The organism is Aquimixticola soesokkakensis (genome assembly GCF_900172375.1).
Lineage (GTDB): Bacteria > Pseudomonadota > Alphaproteobacteria > Rhodobacterales > Rhodobacteraceae > Aquimixticola > Aquimixticola soesokkakensis.
In genome coordinates this window covers 177,431-202,263 of the sequence record NZ_FWFS01000004.1, presented here as the reverse complement: position 1 = coordinate 202,263, position 24,833 = coordinate 177,431, and the positions used below count along the sequence as shown (strand labels likewise).

Annotated in this window: 17 protein-coding genes and 2 tRNA genes; 8 read left to right on the top strand and 11 right to left on the bottom strand. The window is 62.6% G+C overall.

Annotated features, from left to right (window positions below):
* Nucleotides 1-2 precede the first annotated feature (2 nt).
* Nucleotides 3-467, bottom strand: a complete 465-nt coding sequence (locus AQS8620_RS06770; protein ID WP_085836084.1) for a MarR family winged helix-turn-helix transcriptional regulator — start codon at nt 465-467, stop codon at nt 3-5.
* 65 nt (nt 468-532) lie between these two features.
* On the opposite strand from AQS8620_RS06770, the gene AQS8620_RS06765 reads away from it, so the two are divergent.
* The 6 genes from AQS8620_RS06765 (at nt 533) to AQS8620_RS06740 (ending at nt 10,183) form a co-directional block, all read left to right on the top strand.
* The gene (locus tag AQS8620_RS06765) at nt 533-1,228 is read left to right on the top strand and encodes an HAD family hydrolase (protein WP_306345902.1); all 696 of its coding nucleotides are present in this window, start codon (nt 533-535) and stop codon (nt 1,226-1,228) included.
* Nucleotides 1,229-1,383: 155 nt separating this feature from the next.
* Nucleotides 1,384-1,974 (top strand): heme NO-binding domain-containing protein, encoded by a 591-nt coding sequence (locus tag AQS8620_RS06760; RefSeq protein WP_085836083.1) that lies wholly within the window; start codon nt 1,384-1,386, stop codon nt 1,972-1,974.
* A complete protein-coding gene (locus AQS8620_RS06755) occupies nt 1,971-3,026 on the top strand; it encodes a GGDEF domain-containing protein (protein ID WP_234990397.1) in 1,056 nt (351 codons plus the stop codon). The genes AQS8620_RS06760 and AQS8620_RS06755 overlap by 4 nt, the downstream gene beginning before the upstream one ends.
* Nucleotides 3,027-3,291: 265 nt before the next feature.
* Nucleotides 3,292-6,666, top strand: coding sequence for a transglutaminase family protein (locus AQS8620_RS06750; protein WP_085836081.1), 3,375 nt, complete (start codon nt 3,292-3,294; stop codon nt 6,664-6,666).
* A 178-nt stretch (nt 6,667-6,844) separates the two neighbouring features.
* Nucleotides 6,845-9,286, top strand: a complete 2,442-nt coding sequence (locus AQS8620_RS06745; protein WP_085836080.1) for a circularly permuted type 2 ATP-grasp protein — start codon at nt 6,845-6,847, stop codon at nt 9,284-9,286.
* A 3-nt stretch (nt 9,287-9,289) separates the two neighbouring features.
* A complete protein-coding gene (locus tag AQS8620_RS06740) occupies nt 9,290-10,183 on the top strand; it encodes a transglutaminase family protein (RefSeq protein WP_085836079.1) in 894 nt (297 codons plus the stop codon).
* A 66-nt stretch (nt 10,184-10,249) separates the two neighbouring features.
* On the opposite strand, the gene AQS8620_RS06735 is transcribed toward AQS8620_RS06740, so the two are convergent.
* From AQS8620_RS06735 to AQS8620_RS06695, 9 genes are all read right to left on the bottom strand, one after another.
* On the bottom strand, nt 10,250-11,830 hold the full coding sequence (locus AQS8620_RS06735) for a gamma-glutamyltransferase family protein (RefSeq protein ID WP_085836078.1): 1,581 nt from the start codon (nt 11,828-11,830) through the stop codon (nt 10,250-10,252).
* Between the two features lie 170 nt (nt 11,831-12,000).
* Nucleotides 12,001-12,075 (bottom strand) — tRNA-Glu (locus AQS8620_RS06730).
* 256 nt (nt 12,076-12,331) lie between these two features.
* Nucleotides 12,332-12,406 (bottom strand) — tRNA-Glu (locus AQS8620_RS06725).
* Between the two features lie 103 nt (nt 12,407-12,509).
* Nucleotides 12,510-14,261, bottom strand: coding sequence for a single-stranded-DNA-specific exonuclease RecJ (recJ, locus tag AQS8620_RS06720; protein WP_085836077.1), 1,752 nt, complete (start codon nt 14,259-14,261; stop codon nt 12,510-12,512).
* A gap of 65 nt (nt 14,262-14,326) precedes the next feature.
* Nucleotides 14,327-15,640: a homoserine dehydrogenase gene (locus AQS8620_RS06715; protein WP_085836076.1), complete on the bottom strand. Its 1,314-nt coding sequence runs from the start codon at nt 15,638-15,640 to the stop codon at nt 14,327-14,329.
* 133 nt (nt 15,641-15,773) lie between these two features.
* Nucleotides 15,774-16,061, bottom strand: a complete 288-nt coding sequence (locus tag AQS8620_RS06710) for a hypothetical protein (protein WP_085836075.1) — start codon at nt 16,059-16,061, stop codon at nt 15,774-15,776.
* Between the two features lie 147 nt (nt 16,062-16,208).
* Complete coding sequence (locus tag AQS8620_RS06705) at nt 16,209-16,769, bottom strand: TadE/TadG family type IV pilus assembly protein (RefSeq protein WP_085836074.1); 561 nt, start codon at nt 16,767-16,769, stop codon at nt 16,209-16,211.
* Nucleotides 16,770-16,780: 11 nt separating this feature from the next.
* Nucleotides 16,781-17,344 (bottom strand): TadE/TadG family type IV pilus assembly protein, encoded by a 564-nt coding sequence (locus AQS8620_RS06700; protein WP_085836073.1) that lies wholly within the window; start codon nt 17,342-17,344, stop codon nt 16,781-16,783.
* Nucleotides 17,341-19,038: a TadE/TadG family type IV pilus assembly protein gene (locus AQS8620_RS06695; protein ID WP_085836072.1), complete on the bottom strand. Its 1,698-nt coding sequence runs from the start codon at nt 19,036-19,038 to the stop codon at nt 17,341-17,343. The genes AQS8620_RS06700 and AQS8620_RS06695 overlap by 4 nt, the downstream gene beginning before the upstream one ends.
* Before the next feature lie 530 nt (nt 19,039-19,568).
* Here AQS8620_RS06695 and dnaG point away from each other — a divergent pair.
* Together dnaG and rpoD are read left to right on the top strand one after the other, a co-directional pair.
* Nucleotides 19,569-21,581: a DNA primase gene (gene dnaG / locus AQS8620_RS06690; RefSeq protein ID WP_085836071.1), complete on the top strand. Its 2,013-nt coding sequence runs from the start codon at nt 19,569-19,571 to the stop codon at nt 21,579-21,581.
* Between the two features lie 297 nt (nt 21,582-21,878).
* The gene (rpoD, locus tag AQS8620_RS06685; protein ID WP_085836182.1) at nt 21,879-23,888 is read left to right on the top strand and encodes an RNA polymerase sigma factor RpoD; all 2,010 of its coding nucleotides are present in this window, start codon (nt 21,879-21,881) and stop codon (nt 23,886-23,888) included.
* A 61-nt stretch (nt 23,889-23,949) separates the two neighbouring features.
* Here rpoD and AQS8620_RS06680 read toward each other — a convergent pair whose 3' ends face one another.
* On the bottom strand, nt 23,950-24,792 hold the full coding sequence (locus tag AQS8620_RS06680; protein ID WP_085836070.1) for an SDR family oxidoreductase: 843 nt from the start codon (nt 24,790-24,792) through the stop codon (nt 23,950-23,952).
* Nucleotides 24,793-24,833: the final 41 nt, after the last annotated feature.

The window sequence follows — 24,833 nt, the reverse complement described above, 5'->3', positions numbered from 1 at the left end:
CGCTAAAGACGCGGCAAGGACTGTGGATCGCGGGCTTTGAGTATCCCCAACAAGCGCAGAAGCTCGGCCTTTTCCTTGGCGCTGAGCAGCGCGTCCAGTCCGGCGTTGTTGTCCATGGCAATCGGCGTGCCCTGTGCAAGGGTGTCGCAGCCCTTGTCGGTCAGAATGACGTCGGTCGTGCGCCGGTCCGCAGCGCCCGAGGAGCGCGCGATCAACCCTGCCGTTTCCATCTGGCGCAGGGCGCGGGAGGTGGCCGTGCGGTCGATGCCGACAAACAGCGCGATCTCGGAGGGCTGTTGCAATCCTTCAACCCCGACCGCGAGCAACACGCACCAGGTGGTGCGCGTGAGGCCGAGGGTTTTCAACCCGTCGTCCAGCCGCTTTTCCTGCACGCGGGCGGCCACGGACATGTGATAGGCCAGCGATTGATGCAGCCGGTAGGGCGGGAGGGCTTTGTTTTGGGTCATGTTGACTTTGTCCTCTGTGCCCGTTTCGTTGTCAACGTGCCTGCTTGGGGCGCGAAAGGCGGGGCATGATGGACGGAATTGCGGGTATCCTGTTCGACAAAGACGGCACTTTGTTCGACTTTACAGCAACTTGGGCGCCGTGGGCGCAGGAGATGCTGCTCGGATTGGCACAGGGAGACGCGGGGTTGGCCGCGCAGCTCGGGACGCTGGTGGGCTTTGATGCGCAGCGGATGTGTTTCGAGCGCCGCTCTGTCGCCATCGCGGGGACGGCTCGCGAGACGGCAGCGGTTCTGGCACCCGCGCTGCAAGGGCAGAGCGTGGCGCAGATCGAAGCGCGGATGGTTGCGGCGGCCGCGCAGGTACGCGCCGTTCCGGTGACCCCGCTGCGCCCGCTGATGGCGCAGTTGCGGGCGCGCGGCTTTGCCTTGGGCGTGGCGACGAATGACGGCGAGGCCCCTGCACGCCGCCAGTTGGACGCCGCGCAGATCACCGCGCACTTCGACTTCATCGCGGGCTATGACAGCGGCTTCGGGGCCAAACCTGCGCCGGGAATGGTCAGCGCCTTTGCGGTGAAAACCGGCGCGATCCCCGCGACCTGCCTGATGGTGGGCGACAGTTTGCATGACCTCAAAGCGGGGCGCGCGGCAGGGTTTCGCACGCTCGGCGTTCTGAGTGGTCCCGCGCGCGCCAGCGATCTTGCGCCCTATGCGGATGCGGTGCTGCCTTCTATTGCGGATCTGCCGGATTTTTTGACGCGGTAGGGCGTCAGTTTTATAGAAAGATATGCCTTTCCCGTTGGTTGACCCTGACCGGAATGCGGACAATCGTGCAAACACCCGCCCCGGATCCCGGCGCTGTTGAGAGAATGTTAATGCCTGTCGCGTAGCGTCACCCCAGACTTAAGGTTAGAGGTGCTATGCACGGCTTGGTAAATAGGGCGATCCAATGTTTCTTGCGCGATACCTACGGGAGCGCGACATGGAGCACTGTGGTTGAAACATCCAATATCGGCTTCAACGATTTCGAGGCGATGTTCGTCTACCCTGACAGCGTCACTGTGGCGGTGATCGAAAGCGCCTGCAAGACGCTGGGCAAGCCTGCGGATGTGATCCTTGAGGATATCGGCACCTATCTTGTGACCCATCCCAATACGGAATCCCTGCGCCGGCTGCTGCGCTTTGGCGGGGAAACATTCGAAGAATTTCTATATTCTCTCAATGACTTGAAGGGCCGCGCACAGCTCGCGCTTGCCGATATCGAAATCCCTAATCTGACGGTGGAAGAAACGGCACCGGGCGCATTTTCCATCGGCGTCGACTTTAGTCAGCCGGGGTATATCTATGCGGTGATGGGGGTGCTGCGCACGATGGCCGATGACTACGGCGCGCTGGTCTATCTGGAACGCGGTGCGCGCGAGGGAACCGTGGAACGCATCGAGGTCTTCCTGCTCGAAGCCTCCTTTGCAGAAGGGCGCAGTTTTGATCTGGCGGCGAGGCAGGGCGCATGACACGACAGCCTTTGACCATGACGAATTCGGTGCTCGACACCTTGATGCCGATGCACCTTTTGGTGTCTGCCTGTGGCACGATTCGCCGCGCAGGGCCGACGATGTCCAAGCTGCGCGAGGGGCCGCTGGCAGGGCAGGCGTTTTCTACCCTGTTCACCGTGCGCCGCTCGCGTCGGGACCCGACTGGCGAGGAGAGTTTCATCCCGCTCAACCAAAAGCTGCATCTGGTGTTTTGTGATCCGCCCAAAACCAGCCTGAAAGGCATCGCGGTGCCCGTTCTCGGCTCGTCCGACATTTTGATCAACCTGTCCTTTGGCTTGTCCGTCGTGGATGCCGTGACAGACTATGAGCTGAATTCGGCCGATTTCGCGGCCACGGAAATGGCCATCGAAATGCTCTATCTTGTTGAAGCGAAATCGGCGGTCCTCGAAGAAACCAAACAGCTGAATGCCCGTCTGCAGGGGGCGAAGATCGCTGCCGAGGAACAGGCCTATACCGACACGCTGACCGGGCTGAAAAATCGCCGCGCGATGGATCACGTGATGGAGCGCATGACCTCCAGCAAGGTGCGTTTCGGTCTGATGCACATTGATCTGGATTATTTCAAATCGGTGAATGACACCTATGGCCATGCGGCGGGCGATGCTGTGTTGCAAACCGTGGGGCGTATTTTGTCGGAAGAAACCCGCGGCGATGATATGGCCGCTCGGGTTGGGGGCGATGAATTTGTTCTGATTTTCAACCGGTTCACAGAGGTGTCGCGGTTGGTGAAAACCGCAGAGCGGATCATTGAACGCCTCGAAGTGCCCACGATCTGGGAGGATGCGCAGTGCCGGATTTCCGGCTCGATCGGCATCACGACCTCGGATTTCTACGACACGCCGGATGTGGCGCGCATGCTCGCGGATGCCGATGCGGCGCTGTATTTGTCAAAAGACAAAGGGCGCGCCTGCGTTTCCGTGCATGATCCCGCGGTGGGGCAGGAGGCCAAGGGGGCGCCCCTCGGGCCGCCCGCAGATCGCGCGGGCCAGCAGGCGGGGCGTTTGGGATAGGCTTGGGCGCCTGCCACAACGCCTGCCACAACGCCTGTCACGGCGGCGTGCCTAAAAGCCGCGCCTGAAAGCTGCGCCTGAACGCGTCGCGCGCCACCTCCCGCTGATCAACGCTTGCTGAAAAACCATGCATCTGTCGCGGGGCGGCGCAAAGTTGCGCCGCGATCACGTCCACTGCATTTCCCTTTCCTGCTCAGAGGTGCCACAAAGGGGTAAGTGGCGGGCGTCTGGCTGGCCACATCAGGCGAAGGCAGAGCGGCGCAAAATGGCAATCACGGCAAGCATTTATCACCTCACGCATTACAAATATGACCGTCCGGTCATGCTGTCTCCCCAGATTATCCGGCTGCGGCCGGCCCCCCATTCGCGCACACGGGTGATTTCCCATTCGCTCAAGGTGTCGCCGGGGGGGCACTTTGTGAACCACCAGCAAGACCCCTATGGCAACTGGTTGGCACGCTTTGTCTTTCCCGAACCGGTCACAGAATTCAAAATCGAAGTGGATCTGGTTGCGGATATGTCCGTCTACAACCCGTTCGATTTTTTCGTGGAAGACAGCGCGCAGACCTGGCCCTTCGAGTATCCCGATGCGTTGCGCACCGATCTGGAAATTTACCGCCGCGCCGAGCCTGCCGGTCCCCTGTTGCAGAAATTCCTGTCCGACGTGCCGCGCGATCCAAGGCAAGTTGTTGATTTCCTTGTCGATCTCAATGCGCGCATCAACCAGATGCTGGGCTATGTCATCCGCATGGAACCCGGCGTGCAGACGCCCGAAGAAACGCTTGGCCTTGGCACGGGGTCGTGCCGCGACAGTTCGTGGTTGCTGGTCAATGCCCTGCGCCACCTCGGCTTTGCCGCGCGCTTTACCTCGGGCTATCTGATCCAGCTCAAACCCGATCTTGAGGCGCTCGATGGCCCCTCCGGCACGGATACGGATTTCACCGATTTGCACGCCTGGTGCGAAGTCTACCTGCCCGGAGCGGGCTGGATCGGACTTGATCCGACCTCGGGCCTGCTGACCGGCGAAAGCCATATCCCCCTTGCCGCGACCCCGCATTTTACCAACGCCGCGCCGATTGTGGGCGGGTTTACCGCCACCGGCACGCCCGAGGTCAGTTTTGATTTCGACATGAAAGTCACCCGCGTGGCCGAAGCGCCGCGCATCACCAAGCCCTTCTCCGAAGAGGCCTGGGAGGCACTCGACAAGCTTGGCCATCAGGTCGACAAGGTGCTGGACGACAACGATGTGCGCCTGACCATGGGCGGCGAGCCAACCTTTGTATCGATCGACGATTTCGAGGCGGCGGAATGGAACACAGGCGCGGTTGGCCCGATGAAGCGCCCGCTGGCGGATAAATTGATCCGCCGTCTGCGCGACCGTTTCGCGCCGGGTGGCTTTTTGCACTACGGTCAGGGCAAATGGTATCCCGGCGAGACCCTGCCGCGCTGGACGTTTTCGCTGTACTGGCGGCGCGACGGTGCGCCTGTGTGGCGCGATGCAAGTCTGATCGCAGAGGAAGGCACCGATTACGGCGCGACGCCCGAGCAAAGTCAGGCCTTGCTTAAGGAGGTCGCGCGCCGCCTTGCCGTGACGCCCGAAAACGTGGTCCCCGCCTATGAGGACCCCGCCGAATGGCTGGTCAAGGAAAGCCAGCTGCCGGAAAATGTCACCCCTGAAAACAACGAGTTGAAAGACCCCGAAGCGCGCTATCGCATCGCGCAGGTCTTTACGCGCGGCCTGACCACGCCCACGGGCTTTGTGCTGCCGATCCAGCGTTGGCAGGCAGGGGCCAAGGCGCCGCGCTGGCTGTCGGAGGTCTGGGCCGTGCGCCGCAAGCACCTGTTCCTGTCACCCGGCGACAGCCCTGTGGGCTACCGTTTGCCGCTGGGCTCGCTCAATCACATTCCGGCCTCGTCCTATCCCTACATCAACACGGTTGATCCGACCGTCACGCGGGGCGATCTGCCCGAGCATTTCCTGGAGGTGGAGGAGGGCGAGAACCCCGAAGAAACCGGGGGTGCCGGTGGCAAGGGGCCGCAGGCCCATTCGGGTCTGAAAGAGGGGTCAGAGGGCGAGCGTCAGGAGCGGTTCGAGCAAAGTTTTGTCGCCGAGATCGACGGTCACGTCCGCTCTGCCATGTCCGCCGAACCGCGCGAGGGCCGGATTTGTGTGTTCCTGCCGCCTGTCGAGGGGGTCGAGGACTATCTGGAGCTGCTTGAGGCCGTCGAGGGCGCTGCGAAAGCGCTTGATCTCAGGGTCCATATCGAAGGCTACGCCCCGCCCCATGATCCGCGCCTGAACGTGATCCGCGTTGCCCCCGATCCCGGCGTGCTGGAGGTCAACGTGCATCCGGCGAGCAATTGGGATGAGGTCAAATCCATCACCCAAGGTGTGTATGCCGAGGCGCGTCTGTGCCGCCTCGGGGCCGATAAATTCATGATCGACGGCAAACATACCGGCACGGGCGGTGGCAACCACGTGGTCGTTGGCGGCGCCCATACCGGCGACAGCCCCTTTTTGCGCCGCCCCGATCTGTTGCGTTCGACCATCCTGCATTGGCAGCGCCACCCGGCATTGTCCTACCTGTTTTCGGGGCTGTTCATCGGCCCGACCTCGCAGGCGCCGCGCATCGATGAGGCCCGCCACGATAGCCTCTATGAGGCCGAAATCGCGCTGCAACAAATCCCGGCACCCGACGAGGGGCAGCAACCGTTCCCCTGGCTGACCGACCGTCTGCTGCGCAACATCATGACGGATGTGACGGGCAACACCCACCGCGCGGAAATCTGCATCGACAAGCTGTTCTCGCCCGATGGTCCGACGGGCCGTTTGGGACTGGTCGAATTTCGTGGCTTCGAGATGCCGCCAGACCCGCGCATGTCGCTTGCGCAACAGGTGCTGATCCGCGCGCTGATTGCCCGGATGTGGAAAAGCCCGATCCAAGGCAATTTCACCCGATGGGGCACCACTTTGGCCGACCGTTTCATGCTGCCGCATTTCGTCTGGGAGGATTTCCTCGATGTGCTGCGCGACCTCAAACATCACGGGTTTGACCTGTCGCCCGAATGGTACGAGGCGCAGGCCGAGTTCCGGTTCCCCTTCTACGGTGAAGTGGAATACGAGGGCGTCAAACTGGAATTGCGCCAAGCGCTGGAGCCGTGGCACGTCCTGGGCGAAACCGGCGCAATCGGCGGGACGGTGCGCTACACCGACAGCTCGACCGAGCGGGTGCAAGCCAAGCTGACGGGGGCCGACCCCGAGCGCTATATCGTGACCTGCAACCAGCGCCGCGTGCCGATGACACAGGTCGGATCGGGCGTAGGGGTGGGCGGCGTGCGCTACAAGGCATGGCAGGCCGCCTCGGCGCTGCATCCGGTGATCGCGCCCCATGCACCTTTGACCTTTGACATTTACGACACCTGGTCGAAGCGCTCGATTGGCGGCTGCATGTATCACATTGCCCATCCGGGCGGGCGCAATTACGACACGTTCCCCGTCAACTCGAACGAGGCCGAAGCACGGCGTCTGGCGCGTTTTATTCCCATCGGGCACACCCCCGATACCTTCGTGCCGCCGCTCGAGGTGCCCCATCCCGAATTCCCGATGACGCTTGATTTGCGGCGTTTGGCAGGGCTGTAACCCGACCCTGTTCAGGGCGCAGGCTTGGGGCTGACACCTGCCCAAAAGACGGCCTGTCGTCTCGACCCAAACGGGGTAAGACAGTGCGACCGCACAGCGCCCGCTGCTGGAAATTCCGGCTGCGGGTGTTTACGGTGTTGCGGGGCGGCGATGCAGCGAGATCAAGGCAGGGGATAGGATGAGCGGCGCAGAGAAAGACACGACCACGTCGCCAGAGGCGCGGCCCGATCTGTCGCAGGCCGAGGCCGCAGCGGCACGGCTTGCCGATCTTTTGACGGGATACCAACCGCTTGCGGGCGTCACCGATGAGATGATGGATGCCAGCGGCAAGCCGCGCGCCCTCTGGCGGGATTTTCTGAGCGGCTTTGCCGCGATGACCGAGGCCGAGCGCGAGGAACGCTACCAACGCGGCGATCAGTATCTGCGCGATGCGGGGGTGTTTTTCCGGCAATACGGTGAAGAGGGCGGCGCGATCCGCGACTGGCCGCTCAGCCATGTGCCGGTGCTGATCAGCCAGTCCGATTGGGACGACATCGAACAGGGGCTGTGCCAGCGCGCCGATCTTCTGGAAGCGATCATGGCCGATCTCTACGGCGCGGGGCGCTTGGCGTCAGACGGGATTTTACCCGCCAGCCTGATCGCGCAAAGCCCCGAATGGCTGCGCCCGATGGTGGGCTACAAACCGCAGTCCGGCAATTTCCTGCATTTCGTCGCCTTTGAATTGGGGCGCGGCCCGAATGGCAAATGGTGGGTCTTGGGCGACCGCACGCAAGCGCCCTCGGGGGCGGGCTTCGCGCTGGAAAACCGCTTTGCCGCAACACGGGTATTTTCAGAGCAGTTCAACCGCGGCAATGTGCACCGGCTGGCGGAATTTTTCAGTGCCTTTCGCAATACGTTGCAAGGGCTGACGACGGCGGAGGCCCCGCGTGTGGGCATCCTGTCGCCCGGCGCGCTGAATGACACCTATTTCGAGCACGCCTATATCGCGCGCTACCTCGGGTTCCACCTGCTGGAAGGCGGGGATCTGACGGTGGAAAACGGGCAGGCGATGATCCGCACCGTGGCCGGATTGAAACCCGTGTCGGTGTTGTGGCGCAGGATGGACGCCGGATTCGTCGACCCGTTGGAACTGGATGGCAGATCGGCCATTGGCTCGCCCGGATTGCTGGGCGCGCTGCGGGCGGGGAACCTCACGATGATCAACGCGCCGGGGGCAGGGGTGTTGGAAACCCGGGCCTTGCTGGCTTTCATGCCGCGCATGTGCGAGGCACTGCGCGGCGAGTCTTTGACCCTGCCCAATATCGCAACATGGTGGTGCGGCCAGAAAACCGAACGCGATTTCGTGCGCGCCAATGCCGAAAAGATGATGATCGGGCCGTCGATGGCCACATCCCTGCTGTATGAAAGCGACCAATCGACCTTTCTTGGGGAAAAGGTCCGTTCCGGTGCGCTGGATGCGGTTGACCATCTGCTTGAGACCGAGGGCGCGCATCTGGTGGGGCAGGAGGCGGTCAAACTGTCGACCACGCCTGCGGTTGTCGACGGCAAACTGGTGCCGCGCCCGATGACCTTGCGGGTCTATATGGTGCGCACGGCGCAGGGGTGGAAGGCCATGCCCGGAGGCTATGCCCGCATTGGCAGCGCGACGGATGCGCGTGCGATCGGTCTGCAAAAAGGCGGGCGGGTGGCCGATGTCTGGGTGGTGGGCGACACGCCGGTCGACACCAAGGTCAGCCTGGCCCCCAAAGACGAGGATTACATCCGCCGCCTGCCCGGGGCGCTGCCGTCGCGCGCTGCCGATCACCTGTTCTGGCTGGGGCGCTATGTGGAGCGGGCGGAGGGCGCCATGCGCCTGATGCGCGCTTATCATGGCCGTGCGCAGGATGCGGCGGAAGGCCCGTTGTTACAGGCGCTGGCCGAGTACCTCAAAGGCTACGGCATCACCGATCCGCAAGCGGGCATTTCACCGCAGCTCACGGCGACGCTCGGGCTGGCGCTGACCAATGCCTCGCATCTGCGCGACCGGTTTTCGACCGACGGGTGGGATGCGCTGCATGATCTGGATGTTCTGGCGCGCGACCTCACGGGGACGCCTGCGGGCGATCAGACCGCGCAGGCGCTGGGGCGGCTGCTGCGCGGATTGTCGGGGTTTGCGGGGCTGGTGCAGGAAAACATGTACCGCTTTACCGGCTGGCGGTTCCTGACCATCGGGCGCGCGATGGAGCGTGCAAGCGGTCTGGCGCAGGCGATGGCACAGTTTGCAGGCCACGAGGCGGGGGAGGATGCGCTGGATATGCTGGTCGAGGTGGGCGATAGCGTGATGACGCATCGCCGCCGCTACCAGACGATGACCAACCGCGCTTCGGTGATTGATCTTTTGGCGCTGGACGGGTTGAACCCGCGCTCGATCCAGTTCCAGCTGGACCGTGTGCTGGAGCAGGTCAGCAAATTGTACCCGCCCGACGCCGGCGAGATGAACGATGCACATCGCGCCGCTCTGGCCTTGCAAGCCGGTCTGGCAGTGCGCAAAGTCGCAGATATGTCTTCGCAAACCTTTGCCGAGATTGCGCAGGACGTGTCGGATTTGTCCGATACCCTTGCCCAGCTCTATCTGAGGTAGGTCATGCTCTACGATATTCGTGCTGAAATCACCTATTCCTACGCGGTGCCCGCGCACTCCACGCGGCAGGTGCTGCGGTTGGTGCCTGCGGATCTTGACGGGCGCCAGCGTCTGATCAGCTGGTCTCTCGAAAGCGCACCCCATCCACAGGAACGGGATCACGGCTTTGATTTCTTTGGCAACCGGACCGTTTTGTTGCGCCAGAACGATCCCCATTCCAAACTACATCTGGTGATGCGCGCGCGGGTGGAGCGGTTTTCCGAACCGCTCGGGCTTGATATCTCGCCGCCCTTTGACGGGCTGATGCGCGAGATCGCGAGCTATCGCTCCATCGCGCCGCAAAGCCCGCACCACTTTTTGGGAGCCTCGCCGCGGCTGGCGCTTGAGGCACCGATCACCGCCTATGCGCGGGCGCTGTTGCGTCCCACCGACACGGTTCTGTCCTATCTTAAACGGCTGACCGCGGCGGTGCATGCCGACATGAGCTTTGATGCCACGGCCACCTCCGTGGAGACGCCACCGCTGGAGGCCTTCGAAAAGCGCCACGGCGTCTGTCAGGATTTCAGCCAGATCACCATCGCCGCCCTGCGCGGTCTTGGCATTCCGGCGGGCTATGTGTCGGGCTATCTGCGCACGCTCCCGCCGCCGGGTGAGAAGAAGCTGGACGGCGTGGATGCGATGCACGCCTGGGTCATGGCGTGGTGCGGCCTCGATATGGGCTGGATCGCGGTCGATCCGACCAACAACATGGTCGCGGGCAGCGATCACGTCGTGGTGGGCGTCGGGCGCGACTATGACGATGTGTCTCCGGTGCGCGGCGTCAGCCGGTTCGCCGGGTCCCATACCACCAAGCAGATCGTCGATGTGCGCCAAGTGCGCGACCACGCCCCGGCGTGAAACGCCCCTGCGCCCCGGCGTGAAAACGCCTCTGCACCCGGGCGTGAAACGCCCCTGCACCCCGGTCTAGGCGACCAGGGCCGCCCCGTCGGCGCGCGGATCAAAGGCCGCTTCGATCAGCCCGTTTGCGTGGCTGACAACAGCGCCTGCATGCCCTGCATTGTCGCTAAAGCTGCCCATCGCTTCGCAGATATGTCCCGCCCCACGCAGCGCGTCGATCAGCGCAGGATCAAAGCGGTCTTCGTATTTCAGCGTGGTGGAGGCATCTCCCCATGTGCGCCCGAGCAGCCAGCGCGGCGCGGTGATCGCGCGTTGCAGGCCTTGGGCGCATTGGACGTAGCGGGTAAAAATCTGCGCCTGCGTTTGGGGCTGGCCTTCGCCGCCCATCGTGCCATAGGCCATCACGCGCCCGTCCTTCAGCTGTGCGAGGGCGGGATTGAGGGTGTGGAACGGGCGCTTGCGGGGCGCCAGCTGGTTGGGGCCTGCCGCCAGCGAAAAACCGGCACCACGGTTTTGAAAGGCAATTCCCGTGTCAGGGCAGGTCAGCCCCGAGCCGTATTCCCAGAAGGTGGATTGGATAAAGCTGACCACCGTGCCGTGGCGATCCGCTGCGCCCATCCAGATCGTATCGCCCTCAGCGGGGCGGTGGGGCCACGGCGCGGCGCGGTTCGGGTCGATCCGGGCGGCCATGCGCGCCAGAGTGTCCGGACTTAGAAGGGCCCGCGTGTCGGTGCCGTCGCCCAGATGACTGTTGCGCCACAGGATCGCCTGTTTCACCGCTTCGATCAGCCTGTGATGGAACGCGGGGCTGTCGAGGGGCGCTGGGGCGTGGTGATCCGCGATGCCGAGAATCGCCAAAGACACCGCGCCTTGCGTCGGCGGGGTCATGTTGAACAGCGTGCCATGGCGCGTCGTCAGCTGCAGGGGCGTGACCTGCTGTGCGTGATAGGCGGTAAAATCCGCCTGACGCAGCGGGCTGCCCTCGGTAGCGCAGAACTGCGCGTGGCGGGCCGCGATCTCGCCCTCGTAAAAGCTGCGCAACCCGTGGCGCGCGAGCTGTTCGAGCGTGTCGGCCAGCGCAGGCTGGTAAAAGCGGCTGGCGCGTTGGGGCACGTCGCCGTCTTGCAGGTAGGTTTGTGCAAAGCCGGCAACGGAGCGGATTCCCTCCAGTTTGAGGGCGGTGTTGCGCTGCTGGTTGGCGGTCACGGCAATGCCGTCGCGGGCATGGGCGATGGCAGGGGCCAGAAGCTGGCTCAGCGGTCGGGGGCGCTCGACGAGGCGTAGCGCCTGCGCCCAGCCGTCCACCGTTCCGGGCACGGTGAGCGCGGCAAGCGGCCCACGCGGCGGGATTTCGCCCGTCGTGGACAGGCTCACACCGCGATCCGCGTACCACGCAAGGCTCGCCAGTGCGGCGCTGGGGCCGGCGGCGAAAATGCCGACAGGCGGCTTGTCGCGCCGGTGAATCAGCCAAAACCCGTCGCCGCCCAGACCGTTCATATGGGGATAGGTGACGGCGATGGTCGCCGCCGCGCTCACCATCGCTTCGATGGCTGTTCCGCCGTCGCGCAGGATATCCTGACCGGCTTGGGCAGCGCTGTGGTGGGGGGCTGAAAACCCGCAGGAAAACCCCATGCTCGTTTCGATCATCCTGCGCCTCGCTGGAAAAAAGGTGATGGCGCGGGCGTGGAACAGAGCCGCACGCCCGCCTGACAGCAGGCTAGGCCACTCGCGGCGTAAACGCACGAAAAAGCGGCACAGTTGTCCGCGCGGCGGCCAAAAAACCCCGTCACGGGAAAGTTATACATGATGGGGAAAAGTGGCAGCCCGTAGGGGAGTTGAACCCCTCTTTTCAGGTTGAAAACCTGACGTCCTAACCGATAGACGAACGGGCCGCGCTTGGTGTGTGGGGTGTTTAGGGGGTTCGCCGCGCGAGTGCAAGAGGAGATTTTACCTGAAAACAAGAGTTTTTACGCCGCGGTGCAGAAAGCCCCATCAGCAGGGGCCATGAGCGGCGGGCACGGGATACATCTGTGGACAACAGGGGAAGAAGCTGCAAAAGCCTGTGGAAAACTACGGGGGTAATCGAAGCTTCGCGGTGAGGGGGAGGCGATTTTCACACTTTGCGAGCAGTGCTGAAAAAAGCACCAATGGCAGCCCGTAGGGGAGTTGAACCCCTCTTTTCAGGTTGAAAACCTGACGTCCTAACCGATAGACGAACGGGCCGCGCTTGGTGTGAGCGGGTATTTAGGGCAGGGCGCTTTTCAGTGCAAGTAGAAATTTCCGCCTTGTTCGAATTTTTTAAAAATATCCGATTTGCTCTGTGATTTCAGCGATGCACCGGCTCTGCGGCATCTTCCAGTCGCAGTTGCACCGACTGGCGCCCGCCCCATTGATTGATCTCGAGCCGCCCCGCGAGATGGAAGGGCGCGCCCCTGTGCCCCTCAAGACGCGGCCCGAGGGGACCGTCATAGGCCCCAAAAGAAATCGCGTCGATTTTCGCGCCAAAGCCATCGCCAAAGGTCACTTTCAGGTGGCTTTCGCCCACGCGGCGGGTGTGCAGGATCTTGGCATTGGCAAAGGCAAAACGCGGGGCAGGGGCGGAGGCCCCGAAGGGACCGGCCGCCTCGATCCGGTTCACCAGATCAAGCGTCGCCGCCGCTGGCATCAACAGGCCGTCGAGTTTCAAATCAGCCGGACCGGCCAGCCCTGCGCCCTGTTTGGCAAGCAATTCGCCCAGACGCTCCATCGCCGCTTCGAGGCGTGATTCCTCGACCGACAGGCCTGCCGCCATTTTATGGCCGCCGCCTTTGACCAAAAGCCCCTCGGCGGCCAGCCGTTGGATCGATGCGCCCAGATCGACGCCCGAAATGGAGCGCCCCGATCCTTTGCCCATGCCGTCCTCAAGCCCGATGACGACAGCGGGGCGGTTGGTTGATTCCTTGAGGCGCGAGGCAACGATCCCGACCACGCCGGGGTGCCAGCCTTCGCCTGCAGCCCAGACCAGCGGCCCGTCGAGGCCCCGCGCCGTAGCCTGCTCGATGGCCGCTTCGCGCACGCGGTTCTCGATCTCGCGCCGCTCGGTGTTCAGCTCGTCCAGCTGGGCGGCAAGTGCTGCGGCCTCGTGTTCATCGGTGCAGGTCAGCAGTTTCGCCCCCAAATCGGCGCGGCCCACGCGGCCACCGGCGTTGATGCGCGGCCCCAGCAAAAACCCAAGGTGGTAGGCGTTGGGCGCGGTGTCCATGCGACTGACATCCGCAAGCGCCGTCAGCCCGATGCGCTCACGGTTGGCCATGACCTTTAGTCCCTGGCGCACGAGGGCACGGTTCACCCCGACCAGCGGCGCAACATCGGCCACGGTGCCAAGCGCGACCAGATCGAGGTAGCGCATCAGGTTTGGCCCCTGCGCCCCCTCAAGCCGCATTTGCCGGTTGGCTTCGACCAGCATCAAAAACACCACGCCCGCCGCGCAAAGATGCGCAAGGTCGCCGGTTTCATCCTGACGGTTGGGGTTCACCACCGCCACGCAATCCGGCAGGGTTTCCCCGCCCAGGTGGTGGTCGAGCACGACGACATCGGCCCCCTGTGCAGCGGCAATCGGGGCATGGGACAGGGTGCCGCAATCGACGCAGACAATCAGATCGTGTTCGCGCGCCAGTGCCGACATCGCGGCGTCATTGGGGCCGTAGCCCTCGTCGATGCGGTCGGGAATATAGAGCGTGGCGCTCAACCCCATGTCGCGCAGCCAGACGATCAAAAGCGCCGCAGAGGTCGCGCCGTCCACATCGTAATCGGCAAAAATCGCGATGCGCTCGCGGTGTTTCACCGCCTTTAGAAACCGCGTCGCGGCGATTTCCATGTCCCGAAGGCTGCGCGGATCGGGCAGCAGCTCTTTGAGTTTGGGATCGAGAAAGCCCGTTGCCTCCTCCTGCGCGACACCGCGTTTGGCAAGGGTCAGGCACAGCGGCAAGGGGAGGCCGGTCCCCTGCGCCATCGCTTCGGCGGCGCGGTCTTCGGCGGCGGAAGGGCCGACCCAGCGGCGGCCCGTCAGGGAGGCGGAAATGTCGAGAAAATCACTCATGCGCCCTTATGGCGCTGGAACGGGGGCGGGCGCAATCGGCTTTGCACCTCGCTCGGCGCACAGGCTTAGACTTCTTCGATGCGAATCGCGACCGGATCGGAGGCCAGAACGCCGGTCTTGCGGGCGGCTTCGATGGCAAGGTCGAGCGAGGAACGCATACAGGCATCGGTGACAATCACCACGGGCGAGGTGTCGGGATATTGGTCGTCATTGCCGTATTGGCGCATCTGATCGATGGAGACGCCCGCATCGCCGAGTGCAAAGGCGACCTTGGCCAAGGCACCCGGTTTGTCCTCAAGTTCGAGGCGCAGGTAATAGGGCGCAGGGATGGCGGCGATCGCGGGTTTGGCGGCGACCAGCGCGCTGGCGTTCTGACCAAAGGTCGCCATGCGAATCCCGCGCGCGATGTCGCAAATATCCGACAGGACGGCAGAGGCGGTCGGGCCTTCGCCCGCGCCTGCGCCGCGCAGCACGATCTGCCCGACATCGTCGCCTTCGAGCACCACCATATTGGTGCCGCCCGCCAGTTGCCCCAGCGGCGAAGTTGCGGGCACAAGGCAGGGGGTCATGCGTTGCTCAAGGCCGCGCGCAGACATTTGCGCCACACCCAAGAGTTTGATTTTATAGCCAAGTTCGCTGGCCTGTTCGATGTCATCGAGCGTGATGTCCTGAATGCCCTCAATGGTGATCGCGTCGAAATCGACCTGCGTGCCATAGGCGATGGCCGCAAGCAGCGCCAGTTTGTGCCCTGCGTCGATGCCGCCCACATCGAGCGTCGGATCGGCTTCGAGATAGCCGAGTTTGGCGCATTCGTCGAACAGAACGCCATAGGGTTGGCGCGTTTCTTCCATGCGGGTGAGGATGTAGTTGCAGGTGCCGTTCATCACGCCCATGACGCGCTTGATTTCATTGCCCGCAAGGCCTTCGGTCAGGGATTTGACGACTGGAATGCCGCCAGCGACCGCCGCCTCGAAGCGGATCACCAGATCGCGCGCTTCGGCGGCTTCTGCCAGTTCCTGCCCGTGTAGCGCCAGCATGGCTTTGTTTGCCGTGACGACATCCTTGCCGCTGGCAATCGCGGCTTGGGTGGCATCTTTGGCAGGGCCATCTGCACCGCCCATCAGTTCGACGAACACGTCGATGTCGTCGCGTTTGGCCAAGGCGACCGGATCGCTTTCCCACGCGTAAGCCGACAGATCCACGCCGCGGTCCTTGTCTTTGGAACGGGCAGAAACGGCGGTGATGACCACTTTACGGCCAGTGCGCGCTTCGAGCAGGGCGGCTTTTTTGTCGATGATTTTTACCACGCCGATGCCGACGGTGCCCAGACCCGCAATGCCGAGACGCAGGGGGGATTGGCTCTTGTCGGTGGGGGTCATGGGATTGGCTCCGGCTTTGGTCTGTTGGATGGTCGAAATGGATCGCGTTCTGTTAGCGGGGAAATCCCTTTGGTGCAATGTCGGACCGCGCGACAGGCTGCAACGGGCCGCGACAGGCCGCAAAAGGCGGTGTCTACAGCGGTTGCGCCCGCAGGGTGTCGGCGCGCGCGCGTAGGGCTGCCGCGCGCGCCTCCAGCGCAGCGCCTTGCGCCGTGAGGCTGGTTGTGGCCTCGGGCGTTGCCGCGAAATCAGCCGTCGGCAGCAAAACGGGATAGTCCGCGCCCAAGGCCTGCCGGGAAAGGGCGGCATCGAGTTGGGGCGGCGGCGTGCAGCCCGCAAGCCACAGGCACAGGCCCGCCAATCCTGCGCGACAGCAGGCCAATTCGGTCAGGCGGAGGGCTTTGGCGCGCGGGTGGATCATCTGCGGTTCCTGTTGGGGTTTGGCGCACCCTAGCCGTGCCTTTGGTCCTGCGCAATGTGGTGTGGCACGCGCCGGTGAAGGCGCAAAAAGGGCCAGCCCCGAAAGGCCGGCCCTTGCTGTTTTGGGCGGTGTCGCGACAGGCGGCGCTTAGTTCGCCCAGGCGACCTGAGCGGCAAAGCGCGGAGAGGTCACGACGAAATTGTCGAATTCGGTCTGTGCGACCCCCGCATCGAAGGGCGGGCTCCAGGTTTCGCTGGTCTGGATGATCACGACGGTTTCGCCATCCACCATCGTTGGCAGGCGGTCTTCATAGTCGCTGAGTTGCGCAGAGGTCAGCGCGCCCCGTGTGCCGGTGCTTTGCGACCATTCGATCACATAGGCGCCGTTGTTCACGCTTTCGCTCCAGCGCACCGAGGAGGCCGTCAGCCCGCTGTTGTCCGAGCGGGTCAGATAGGCAAAGACATCGCCCATGCCATCCACGAACTTTGCGTCGACTTCATCGGTTTGACGCGACAGAAGATCGGCAACCACATAGGCGGCCTTTTCCGACGTGAGCTTGGCGCGGTAGCCTGCAAAATAGACATAGAGCGCCATCATGAAAAAGATCAGGAGCGGCAGCATGAACATGGCTTCTACTGTGTAGGAACCGTCGGTGTCCTTGCCAAAGGTCCGGATGCGGGTCGCAAGGCGTTTGCTAAAGCGGATCATCTCGGGCCTCCTTAAATGTTGGGTTCGTTGACAAAGGCCGAGTTGGCCGACAGCGGATAAGCGCCATCATCGGTGCTGCTGGAGCTGAACAGCGCCGCAACGGGGAAGACGGGATTGGCCATGATGCAGGCGCGCACCAGCATCAGTTCGTTCTCATTGCCCTTGTCGAACTTGCTATCGGGATTGGCCGAAGTGGCGCTTTGGGCGTCACACATCGCCCAGGGGTTGGGCATGGACCAGTCATCGGTCGACACCGGGTCCAGTTCGACGATGATGCGGCTTTCGCAATTGCGCACATAGCGGGCATATTCGCAGGTCGCAGAGGCCAGTTTGGCCGGGGTCACCTGGCCCGTGCGACCAAGGCGCAGATCGCGCACGGCCATATCAAGGCCCCGTTCGAGCATGGCCTGGCTGACCGAGAGGTAGCTGATTTCATAGCCGACCATCATCAACAAGAGGATGGCGGGGTAGATCAAGACCAGCTCGACCGTCGCCGCAGCGCCGCTTTCATCGCGTTTGAAGCGCTTGAAGGGGCGGGCGAGGCGTGCGGGGAGTTTGAACATCGACTGCGTCATTGCACCAACCTCAATTGAGTAAGTTTCGCGGCAACTGCGTTAAAGGCTTCGGCAATTTCCATCCCCTCGACGCGGTAGTAGTGGCTGGCCGAAGAGGCGCAGGCCTTGAGGCCGGGTTCGTAGTCGTCCTCGATTTCGAAGCCGATGGTAAAGATCATGATCCCTGCGTCTTTTGCAGCAGAACAGATCGCGCTCATGCGGGTGTCTTTTTCCGAGGTGTCAGGGCCGCCCATCGCGTAGGTGTACCAGTGGTAATAGTCGTTCGCGTTGCCCGACATGGTGTAGCGGCCATAGGCGTGGAAATAGAGCGACATGGAGCCAAAGACATCAACCCAGCTCAGCTGTGTGGCGCGACTTCCCCCCGGCGCATTCGAGGAATAGTTGCGCGAGGCGGGGTAATAGTAGGATGTCACGTCTTCACAGGTCGTTCGGTAGTACCCGCTGCGCCGGCCGGTGCTGACGTAGGTCTTGGTGCATTCCTCTTTCACGATTTGGAAGGCGATGTTGCTGCGGTTGGCGCTATCGACATACACATCCGACATGCCGGAGGTGTAGCTGTCGTTGATCCGGTATTGCTGGGTGTTGAGACCGTCGGTCATCACCACCATCACCTTCATCGTCGCGCTGTCGTCATAGGACGCGGGGCGGTTGATGAAGGATTGATCGAGCTTGCCCTTGCTGACGAGGCTCTGCACCACGGGGGCGGTTTCGGGGTCGAGCAGGGCCGTGCCCCATTTGATCCCGAGGTCGATAGAGGTGTTCCCTTTCGCATTGAGGTTCGTGATCTTGCTTTTGACGGCATCAAGGGAACCCGACAACGGCATGATCGCCTGCGACTCCGTGGTGGCACAGATCGGCGATTTGATCTCGGGATTGGTATTGGACCCTGTGAAGGGGTCGAAATGCGTGGCGCGCTGCAACGAGGCGGTCGGATCGATGCTGGTCGAGGAAAAATCGGCCTCGGCGAATTCGGCACAGGCAGAATAGGCGTGTTCGGTGGTCAGCGCATATTCCGGCGCCAGCGTCGAGCCAAGGCTGACCTGCGTGGAATAGGGAATGACGGACACGGAAACGGCGCCTTCTTCGGAAGCGTCGAACACCGTATCGGCGAATTCTTTGGCGGCCGTTTTGAGCTGGCCCAGTTTGGTGCCTTCCATCGAGGTCGACACGTCGAGCACGAGCGAGATTTCCAGATCCGAAATCCGCTGCTCGGCGGTGCCAGCGACGTTGATGTTGAGCGTGTCGATGCCGACCCAGCTGAAAAACAGCGTGTCCATTTCGAAAATCGCTTCGGCGGTGACGGTGCGGTAGCCCAGATCCTCGTCGACCGTAATGGTGGTCAACGCGCCTTCCATGCCGGCGCCGCGGAAATAGTCGTTCACGACCGTTTGGGGGTCTTGGGTGTTTTTCAGGCTGGCCGCTGCGAGAATCGCGCGGTCCAGCGTGTTCTGAACACGGGTCCGCATCGCTTCGTGGCGCATCAGGTCAACGCCCATCCCCGCAAGGCCGCCGATCATGGCGATCATAAAGACGGTCAGAATGGCGATAGAGCCATCGTCGGCCCGTACGAATTTTGCCGTGCTCATCCGCAAAGTGGACGACACACTACGCGCTGCCACAACCGGACGCACCGCTTCGCGGATCACATCCTGTGTCTCAGCCGTTCCACGCCTTGAAAAAAGACGACCCATCATAGCACCATGCTCCAATTCAGGAGTGGCGCCCCCAACCACGTTTCGAGACGGCCCAGTTCCGATCTCTTGCGTTGTGTATAAGGCATTCTGCCACTCCTCTTCCAACTCTATTGAGGTATTGGCGAGAACTGGGGCGACAAAGTGGCGGGGGTTGGGTCAATTGTTGCTCATTGCGAAAGGGCTGCCCTGATGCTGCCACATTGCCGACAGGGCGGGGCCGCAAAGCCTGCGCCGCACGGGTCGAAAGCATTTGATTAAAAGGCAATGTGATTCGGCTTTGACGTTGAAAACGGGGTGGTTGCGCGGGGGGTAACGCAGGTCTGGCCGCCTCAAAGGGCAGCGTTGGGGCGCAAATGTGCGGGTCTTGCCCAAAAGGTTACCAAGGCCCGCCCCCGAGCCTTCCCCGGGCCTGCCCCCAGACCCCTCCCCCAGACCCTCCCCGGAAGCCGTCCTTGGGCGGCTGCGCGGGCGGGGCGCTTTGGCGGTTGCGCACCCTTGCGGCGCGCGGCGTGCGGGGGGATACTACGCGCATGAGTCTACCACCCGGTTTCCTTGATGAGCTTCGGACCCGCACCTCGCTTGCGCAGGTGGTCGGGCGCAAAGTCCTGTGGGACAATCGCAAGTCCAATCAGGGACAGGGCGATTGGTGGGCACCATGTCCTTTCCATCAGGAAAAATCCGCCTCTTTCCACGTGAAAGACCGCGAAGGCTACTATTACTGCTTTGGCTGCCACGCCAAGGGCGATGCGATTTCCTTTGTGCGCGAAACCGAAAATGTCGGCTTCATGGAGGCGATTGAAATCCTTGCGACGGAGGCGGGGATGCAGATGCCCGCCCGCGATCCGCGTGCTCAGGAAAAGGCGGATGAGCGCAGCGAACTGGCCGATGTGATGGAGGCGGCGGTGCGCTTTTATCGCCTGTCGCTCAAAACCAATGCGGCCACGCAGGCGCGCGCCTATCTGGCCAAGCGTGGATTGTCGGAGGCGGATCAGGACCGATTCGACATCGGTTTCGCGCCCGAGGGCAACGCGCTGATCGGCCATCTGACGGGGCAGGGCGTGTCGATGGACAAGCTGCTGGCCTCGGGTCTTGCCGCCAAACCCGACGACGGGCGCAGCCCCTATGACCGGTTTCGCGGGCGGATCATGTTCCCGATCCGCAATGCCCAAGGGCGCTGCATCTCCTTTGGGGGCCGCTCGATGGACCCCGAGGCGCGGGCGAAATATCTAAACGGCAATGAAACGATCCTCTTTGACAAGGGGCGCTCGCTGTACAATCACGGTCCCGCACGCGTGGCCTGCGGCAAGGGGCAGCCCCTGATCGTGGCCGAGGGCTACATGGATGTGATTGCCCTCTCGCTCGCGGGGTTCGAGGCGACGGTGGCGCCCCTTGGCACCGCTGTGACCGAAACGCAGCTGCAGCTTTTGTGGCGCATCTCGCCCGAGCCGATCATCGCGCTGGATGGCGACAAGGCGGGCATCCGCGCGGCCCTTCGGGTCATCGACCTTGCCCTGCCCATGCTCGCGCCCGGGCAGTCGCTGCGCTTTGCGGTTCTGCCCGAGGGGCTTGATCCCGACGATCTGATCAAAGCCAAGGGTGCGCAGGCCATGCAGGAGGTGATCGAGGGTGCAAGGCCGCTGATTGACCTGCTGTGGAACCGTGAGGTCGAGGGCAAGGTTTTTGACAGCCCCGAACGCAAGGCGGGCCTTGAAAAGGCGCTGCGCGAGGCGACGGCGCGCATCGAGGACCGGCTTTTGCGCGAACATTACGAGGCCGAAATCAAGCAAAAGCTGTGGCAGTTTTTCCGCCAGAAACCGCAAGCGCAGGGCGCAGGCGCAAACGGGCAGGGCGGCAAACGCCCTTTCACGCCACAGTCGACCTTTGGCGCAGGGGGCAAGGGGCGGTTTGGCAAATTCGTGCCCCCCGCCGTGCCGACCCCCGAAGCGATGGCTTCGGCCCTCGTGGGGGGCGATGCGGCCTATGCCGACTACCTGCGCGAGGCGGTGATCCTGGCGACGCTTTTGGTGACGCCGCAGGTCATCTTGTCGTTTCTCGCGCCGCTGGAGGGGTTGGACCTGACCACAGACGACCACCGCGCGATCCTCTCAAGCCTGTTGCGCCACGCCGAAGAAGAGGACGCCGAGGCCCTGCGCGCGCAGGTCTTGCAAGATGTCGGCGCTGTGGCCCTTGAAAAGCTGATGTCGCTAAGCCACGTAACCATTGCGCCCCCCGTGCGAAAGCCGGGGAATGCGGAAATGGCCCAGCAATGCGTCAGCGAAGAACTGGCAAAGCTGCGCGCCGAACGGGGCCACCGCTCCGAACTTGCCGTGGCTCTGGATTCGATCCGCGAGGATCAGGGCGACGACGAGGGGCTGACCTGGCGCTTGGGGCAATCTGCCGAGGCGCTGGGCCGGGCAACCCGCTCGGAAGCCGAAGACACCGCCGAATATGATTTCGGTAAAAATGGCGCGCCCATGCGTCGAAATGAACGAAATGCCCTCGACACGCTGCTGTCCAACATTAGCTTGTCGAAACGAAAGTGAACCTCGATCAGGGTCTTAACACACCCCAAGCGCAACGCCCGCCCCTCTCTGGTGGATCAGCCCTGAAACACTTAAGGATATATGGGAGTGCGAATCACTGATTCGAGGTTAATGATTCGCTAAGCCATCAGGGATAGGCTGCGCCTGTCCCCGCTGGTCGAAATGAGGAACCGCCAGATGTGTGTTGTGCACGCTGGCAACGCTGGAATTTGCGGCGGGTTGCGCGGGGGATGCTCCGCAAACGGCCCGACACCAACGCTTCGGATGACGGGGCGCGTTCTGGATGAGGAGTGCCTGATGGCCGCTAAAGATACCGACGACCAGAAGACTGACGATCAGGATCAGGAAGCCATGCTCGACATGAGCCAGACTGCGGTCAAAAAGATGATCGCAGACGCTCGCGAGAAGGGCTACATCACCTACGATCAGCTCAACAAAGTGCTTCCTCCCGAACAGGTGTCCTCCGAGCAGATCGAGGACGTCATGTCGATGCTGTCGGAAATGGGCATCAACGTGATCGAGGACGAGGATGTCGAGGACGAGGACGCCTCCAACACCGCTGCGGGCGGTGATCTGGTGCAGGTGGCTTCGGGCGGGCGCGATGTCACGCTGGCCAATTCCGAAACCGAAAAGCTGGATCGCACCGACGACCCCGTGCGCATGTATCTGCGCGAAATGGGCTCGGTCGAACTGCTGTCGCGCGAGGGCGAGATCGCCATCGCCAAACGGATCGAAGCCGGTCGCAACACGATGATCGCGGGTCTGTGCGAAAGCCCGCTGACCTTTCAGGCGATCACGATCTGGCGCGACGAACTTTTGTCGGAAGACATTTTGCTGCGCGATGTGATCGACCTTGATGCGACCTTTGGCGGCTCGCTTGAGGAAGAGGCCGAAAACGCGGGCGTGGTCGAAGGTCTGGGCGCCGCCCCTGCCGCGGCCAACGCGGGCGAGCAGCAGTCGGGCGGACAAAGCGAACTCGACGCCGATGGCAACCCGATTGCCTCCGATGACGATGACGACGAAGACGAAAAAGAAAACATGTCGCTTGCGGCGATGGAAGCGGCGCTTAAACCGCGCGTGCTTGAAACCCTCGATCGCATTGCGGACGACTATGCGCTGCTCTCGGAAATGCAGGATCTGCGGATGTCCGCGACCCTCAACGAGGATGACAGTTTTTCCGAGCGCGAAGAAGCGGCCTATCAGAAATTGCGTAGCGAAATCGTTGAGTTGGTCAACTCGATGCACCTGCACAACAACCGGATCGAAGCGCTGATCGACCAGCTTTACGGCATCAACAAACGCCTGATGATGATCGACAGCGGCATGGTCAAACTTGCCGATCAGGCGCGGATCAACCGCCGCGAATTCATCGAGGAATATCGCGGCTACGAACTGGACCCCACCTGGCTGGAGCGGATGAACCAGAAAAGCGGTCGCGGCTGGGAAACGCTGATGGAGCGCTTCACACCCAAGATCGAGGAACTGCGCGGCGAGATGGCGCAGGTCGGCACCTATGTCGGCGTCGACATCACCGAATTCCGCCGCATCGTCCAACAGGTGCAAAAGGGCGAAAAGGAAGCGCGTCAGGCCAAGAAGGAAATGGTCGAGGCCAACCTGCGCCTCGTGATTTCGATTGCGAAAAAATACACCAACCGTGGTTTGCAATTCCTCGATTTGATCCAGGAGGGCAACATCGGTCTGATGAAGGCCGTCGATAAGTTCGAATATCGTCGCGGCTATAAATTCTCGACCTATGCGACCTGGTGGATTCGTCAGGCCATCACCCGCTCGATCGCCGATCAGGCCCGCACCATCCGTATTCCGGTGCATATGATCGAAACGATCAACAAGCTGGTGCGCACCGGGCGCCAGATGCTGCACGAGATCGGCCGCGAGCCGACCCCCGAAGAGCTGGCCGAAAAGCTGCAAATGCCGCTGGAAAAAGTGCGCAAGGTGATGAAAATCGCCAAAGAGCCGATTTCTCTCGAAACGCCGATTGGCGATGAGGAAGACAGCCAGCTTGGCGATTTCATCGAGGACAAGAACGCGATCCTGCCGCTGGATTCCGCCATTCAGGAGAACCTGAAGGAAACCACGACCCGCGTGCTGGCGTCCCTTACCCCGCGCGAGGAACGGGTTTTGCGGATGCGCTTTGGCATCGGCATGAACACCGACCACACGCTGGAAGAAGTGGGTCAGCAGTTCTCGGTCACCCGCGAACGCATCCGCCAGATCGAAGCAAAAGCGCTGCGCAAACTGAAACACCCCAGCCGCTCGCGCAAGCTGCGCAGCTTCCTCGATCAGTAAACGGCCACAGGTCGGACAATCGAAAAAGGGCGCCCGCAAAGGCGCCCTTTTTGTTGTCGGGTTACAGCAGGTCGCCGATCGGCGTGGTCGGGCGGCCGATCAGGTTCGAGAGCGTTTTGCTGTCGTCAAACAGCCAGCCCTCGGCCGCTTTCGCGTCTGAATCGGCCAAGATCTCTGCAAGCCCCTCGGGCAGGCCCGCGCCTTTCAGGGCAGCGGCGAAATCGGCTTGGGGCAGATCGGTGTAGGTCACCGGTTTGCCAGAGGCTTTCGACAGAATAGCGGCATAGTCCGACAGGGTGACGGCGCTATCGCCCGCCAGTTCCAGCACCGTGCCATCGTGCCCGCCCAAAAGCACCGCCACTGCGGCTTCGGCATAGTCCTGACGGCTGGCGGTCGAAAACTTTCCCGCACCGGCCGCGCCGAAATGTTGCCCCAGCTCAAGGTCTTGCGCCGCTGTCATGGTGATGTTTTCCGAATACCAGCCGTTGCGCAGCAGCGTAAAGGAAAGGCCCGAGGCGGCGAGCATGGCTTCGGTTTCCAGATGCTCGCCCGCCAGCGCCATGGGCGAGCTATCGGCGCGCAGGATCGAGGTATAGGCGATAAAGCTAACCCCTTCGGCCTTTGCGGCGTCGATGACGTTGCGATGCTGGACCGCGCGCTGGCCCACTTCGCTGGAGGAAATCAGCAGCAGCCGATCCACCCCTTTGAGCGCGGCAGATAGCGCCGCTGTGTCGGTGTAGCTGGCAAGCCGCGCGTCATAGCCCAGAGCGCGCAACGCGGCGACATCGGCCTCTTTGCGCGCCAGAACGCGGATCTGCGCGGCTGGCACGGTTTTGGCCAGGGTAGCGGTCACTTTTTGGCCCAATTGGCCCGTGGCGCCGGTGATGAGGTAGGTGGTGGACATGATGTTTTCCTTTTTGGTCTCGAATCAGTTATAGGTCTCAA

What these genes read in the sequence shown, in the direction of transcription:
- AQS8620_RS06770 (WP_085836084.1), bottom strand. Translation starts at nt 467, where the DNA reads ATGACCCAAAACAAAGCCCTCCCGCCCTACCGGCTGCATCAATCGCTG.
- AQS8620_RS06765 (WP_306345902.1), top strand. Translation starts at nt 533, where the DNA reads ATGATGGACGGAATTGCGGGTATCCTGTTCGACAAAGACGGCACTTTG.
- AQS8620_RS06760 (WP_085836083.1), top strand. Translation starts at nt 1,384, where the DNA reads ATGCACGGCTTGGTAAATAGGGCGATCCAATGTTTCTTGCGCGATACC.
- AQS8620_RS06755 (WP_234990397.1), top strand. Translation starts at nt 1,971, where the DNA reads ATGACACGACAGCCTTTGACCATGACGAATTCGGTGCTCGACACCTTG.
- AQS8620_RS06750 (WP_085836081.1), top strand. Translation starts at nt 3,292, where the DNA reads ATGGCAATCACGGCAAGCATTTATCACCTCACGCATTACAAATATGAC.
- AQS8620_RS06745 (WP_085836080.1), top strand. Translation starts at nt 6,845, where the DNA reads ATGAGCGGCGCAGAGAAAGACACGACCACGTCGCCAGAGGCGCGGCCC.
- AQS8620_RS06740 (WP_085836079.1), top strand. Translation starts at nt 9,290, where the DNA reads ATGCTCTACGATATTCGTGCTGAAATCACCTATTCCTACGCGGTGCCC.
- AQS8620_RS06735 (WP_085836078.1), bottom strand. Translation starts at nt 11,830, where the DNA reads ATGATCGAAACGAGCATGGGGTTTTCCTGCGGGTTTTCAGCCCCCCAC.
- recJ (WP_085836077.1), bottom strand. Translation starts at nt 14,261, where the DNA reads ATGAGTGATTTTCTCGACATTTCCGCCTCCCTGACGGGCCGCCGCTGG.
- AQS8620_RS06715 (WP_085836076.1), bottom strand. Translation starts at nt 15,640, where the DNA reads ATGACCCCCACCGACAAGAGCCAATCCCCCCTGCGTCTCGGCATTGCG.
- AQS8620_RS06710 (WP_085836075.1), bottom strand. Translation starts at nt 16,061, where the DNA reads ATGATCCACCCGCGCGCCAAAGCCCTCCGCCTGACCGAATTGGCCTGC.
- AQS8620_RS06705 (WP_085836074.1), bottom strand. Translation starts at nt 16,769, where the DNA reads ATGATCCGCTTTAGCAAACGCCTTGCGACCCGCATCCGGACCTTTGGC.
- AQS8620_RS06700 (WP_085836073.1), bottom strand. Translation starts at nt 17,344, where the DNA reads ATGACGCAGTCGATGTTCAAACTCCCCGCACGCCTCGCCCGCCCCTTC.
- AQS8620_RS06695 (WP_085836072.1), bottom strand. Translation starts at nt 19,038, where the DNA reads ATGATGGGTCGTCTTTTTTCAAGGCGTGGAACGGCTGAGACACAGGAT.
- dnaG (WP_085836071.1), top strand. Translation starts at nt 19,569, where the DNA reads ATGAGTCTACCACCCGGTTTCCTTGATGAGCTTCGGACCCGCACCTCG.
- rpoD (WP_085836182.1), top strand. Translation starts at nt 21,879, where the DNA reads ATGGCCGCTAAAGATACCGACGACCAGAAGACTGACGATCAGGATCAG.
- AQS8620_RS06680 (WP_085836070.1), bottom strand. Translation starts at nt 24,792, where the DNA reads ATGTCCACCACCTACCTCATCACCGGCGCCACGGGCCAATTGGGCCAA.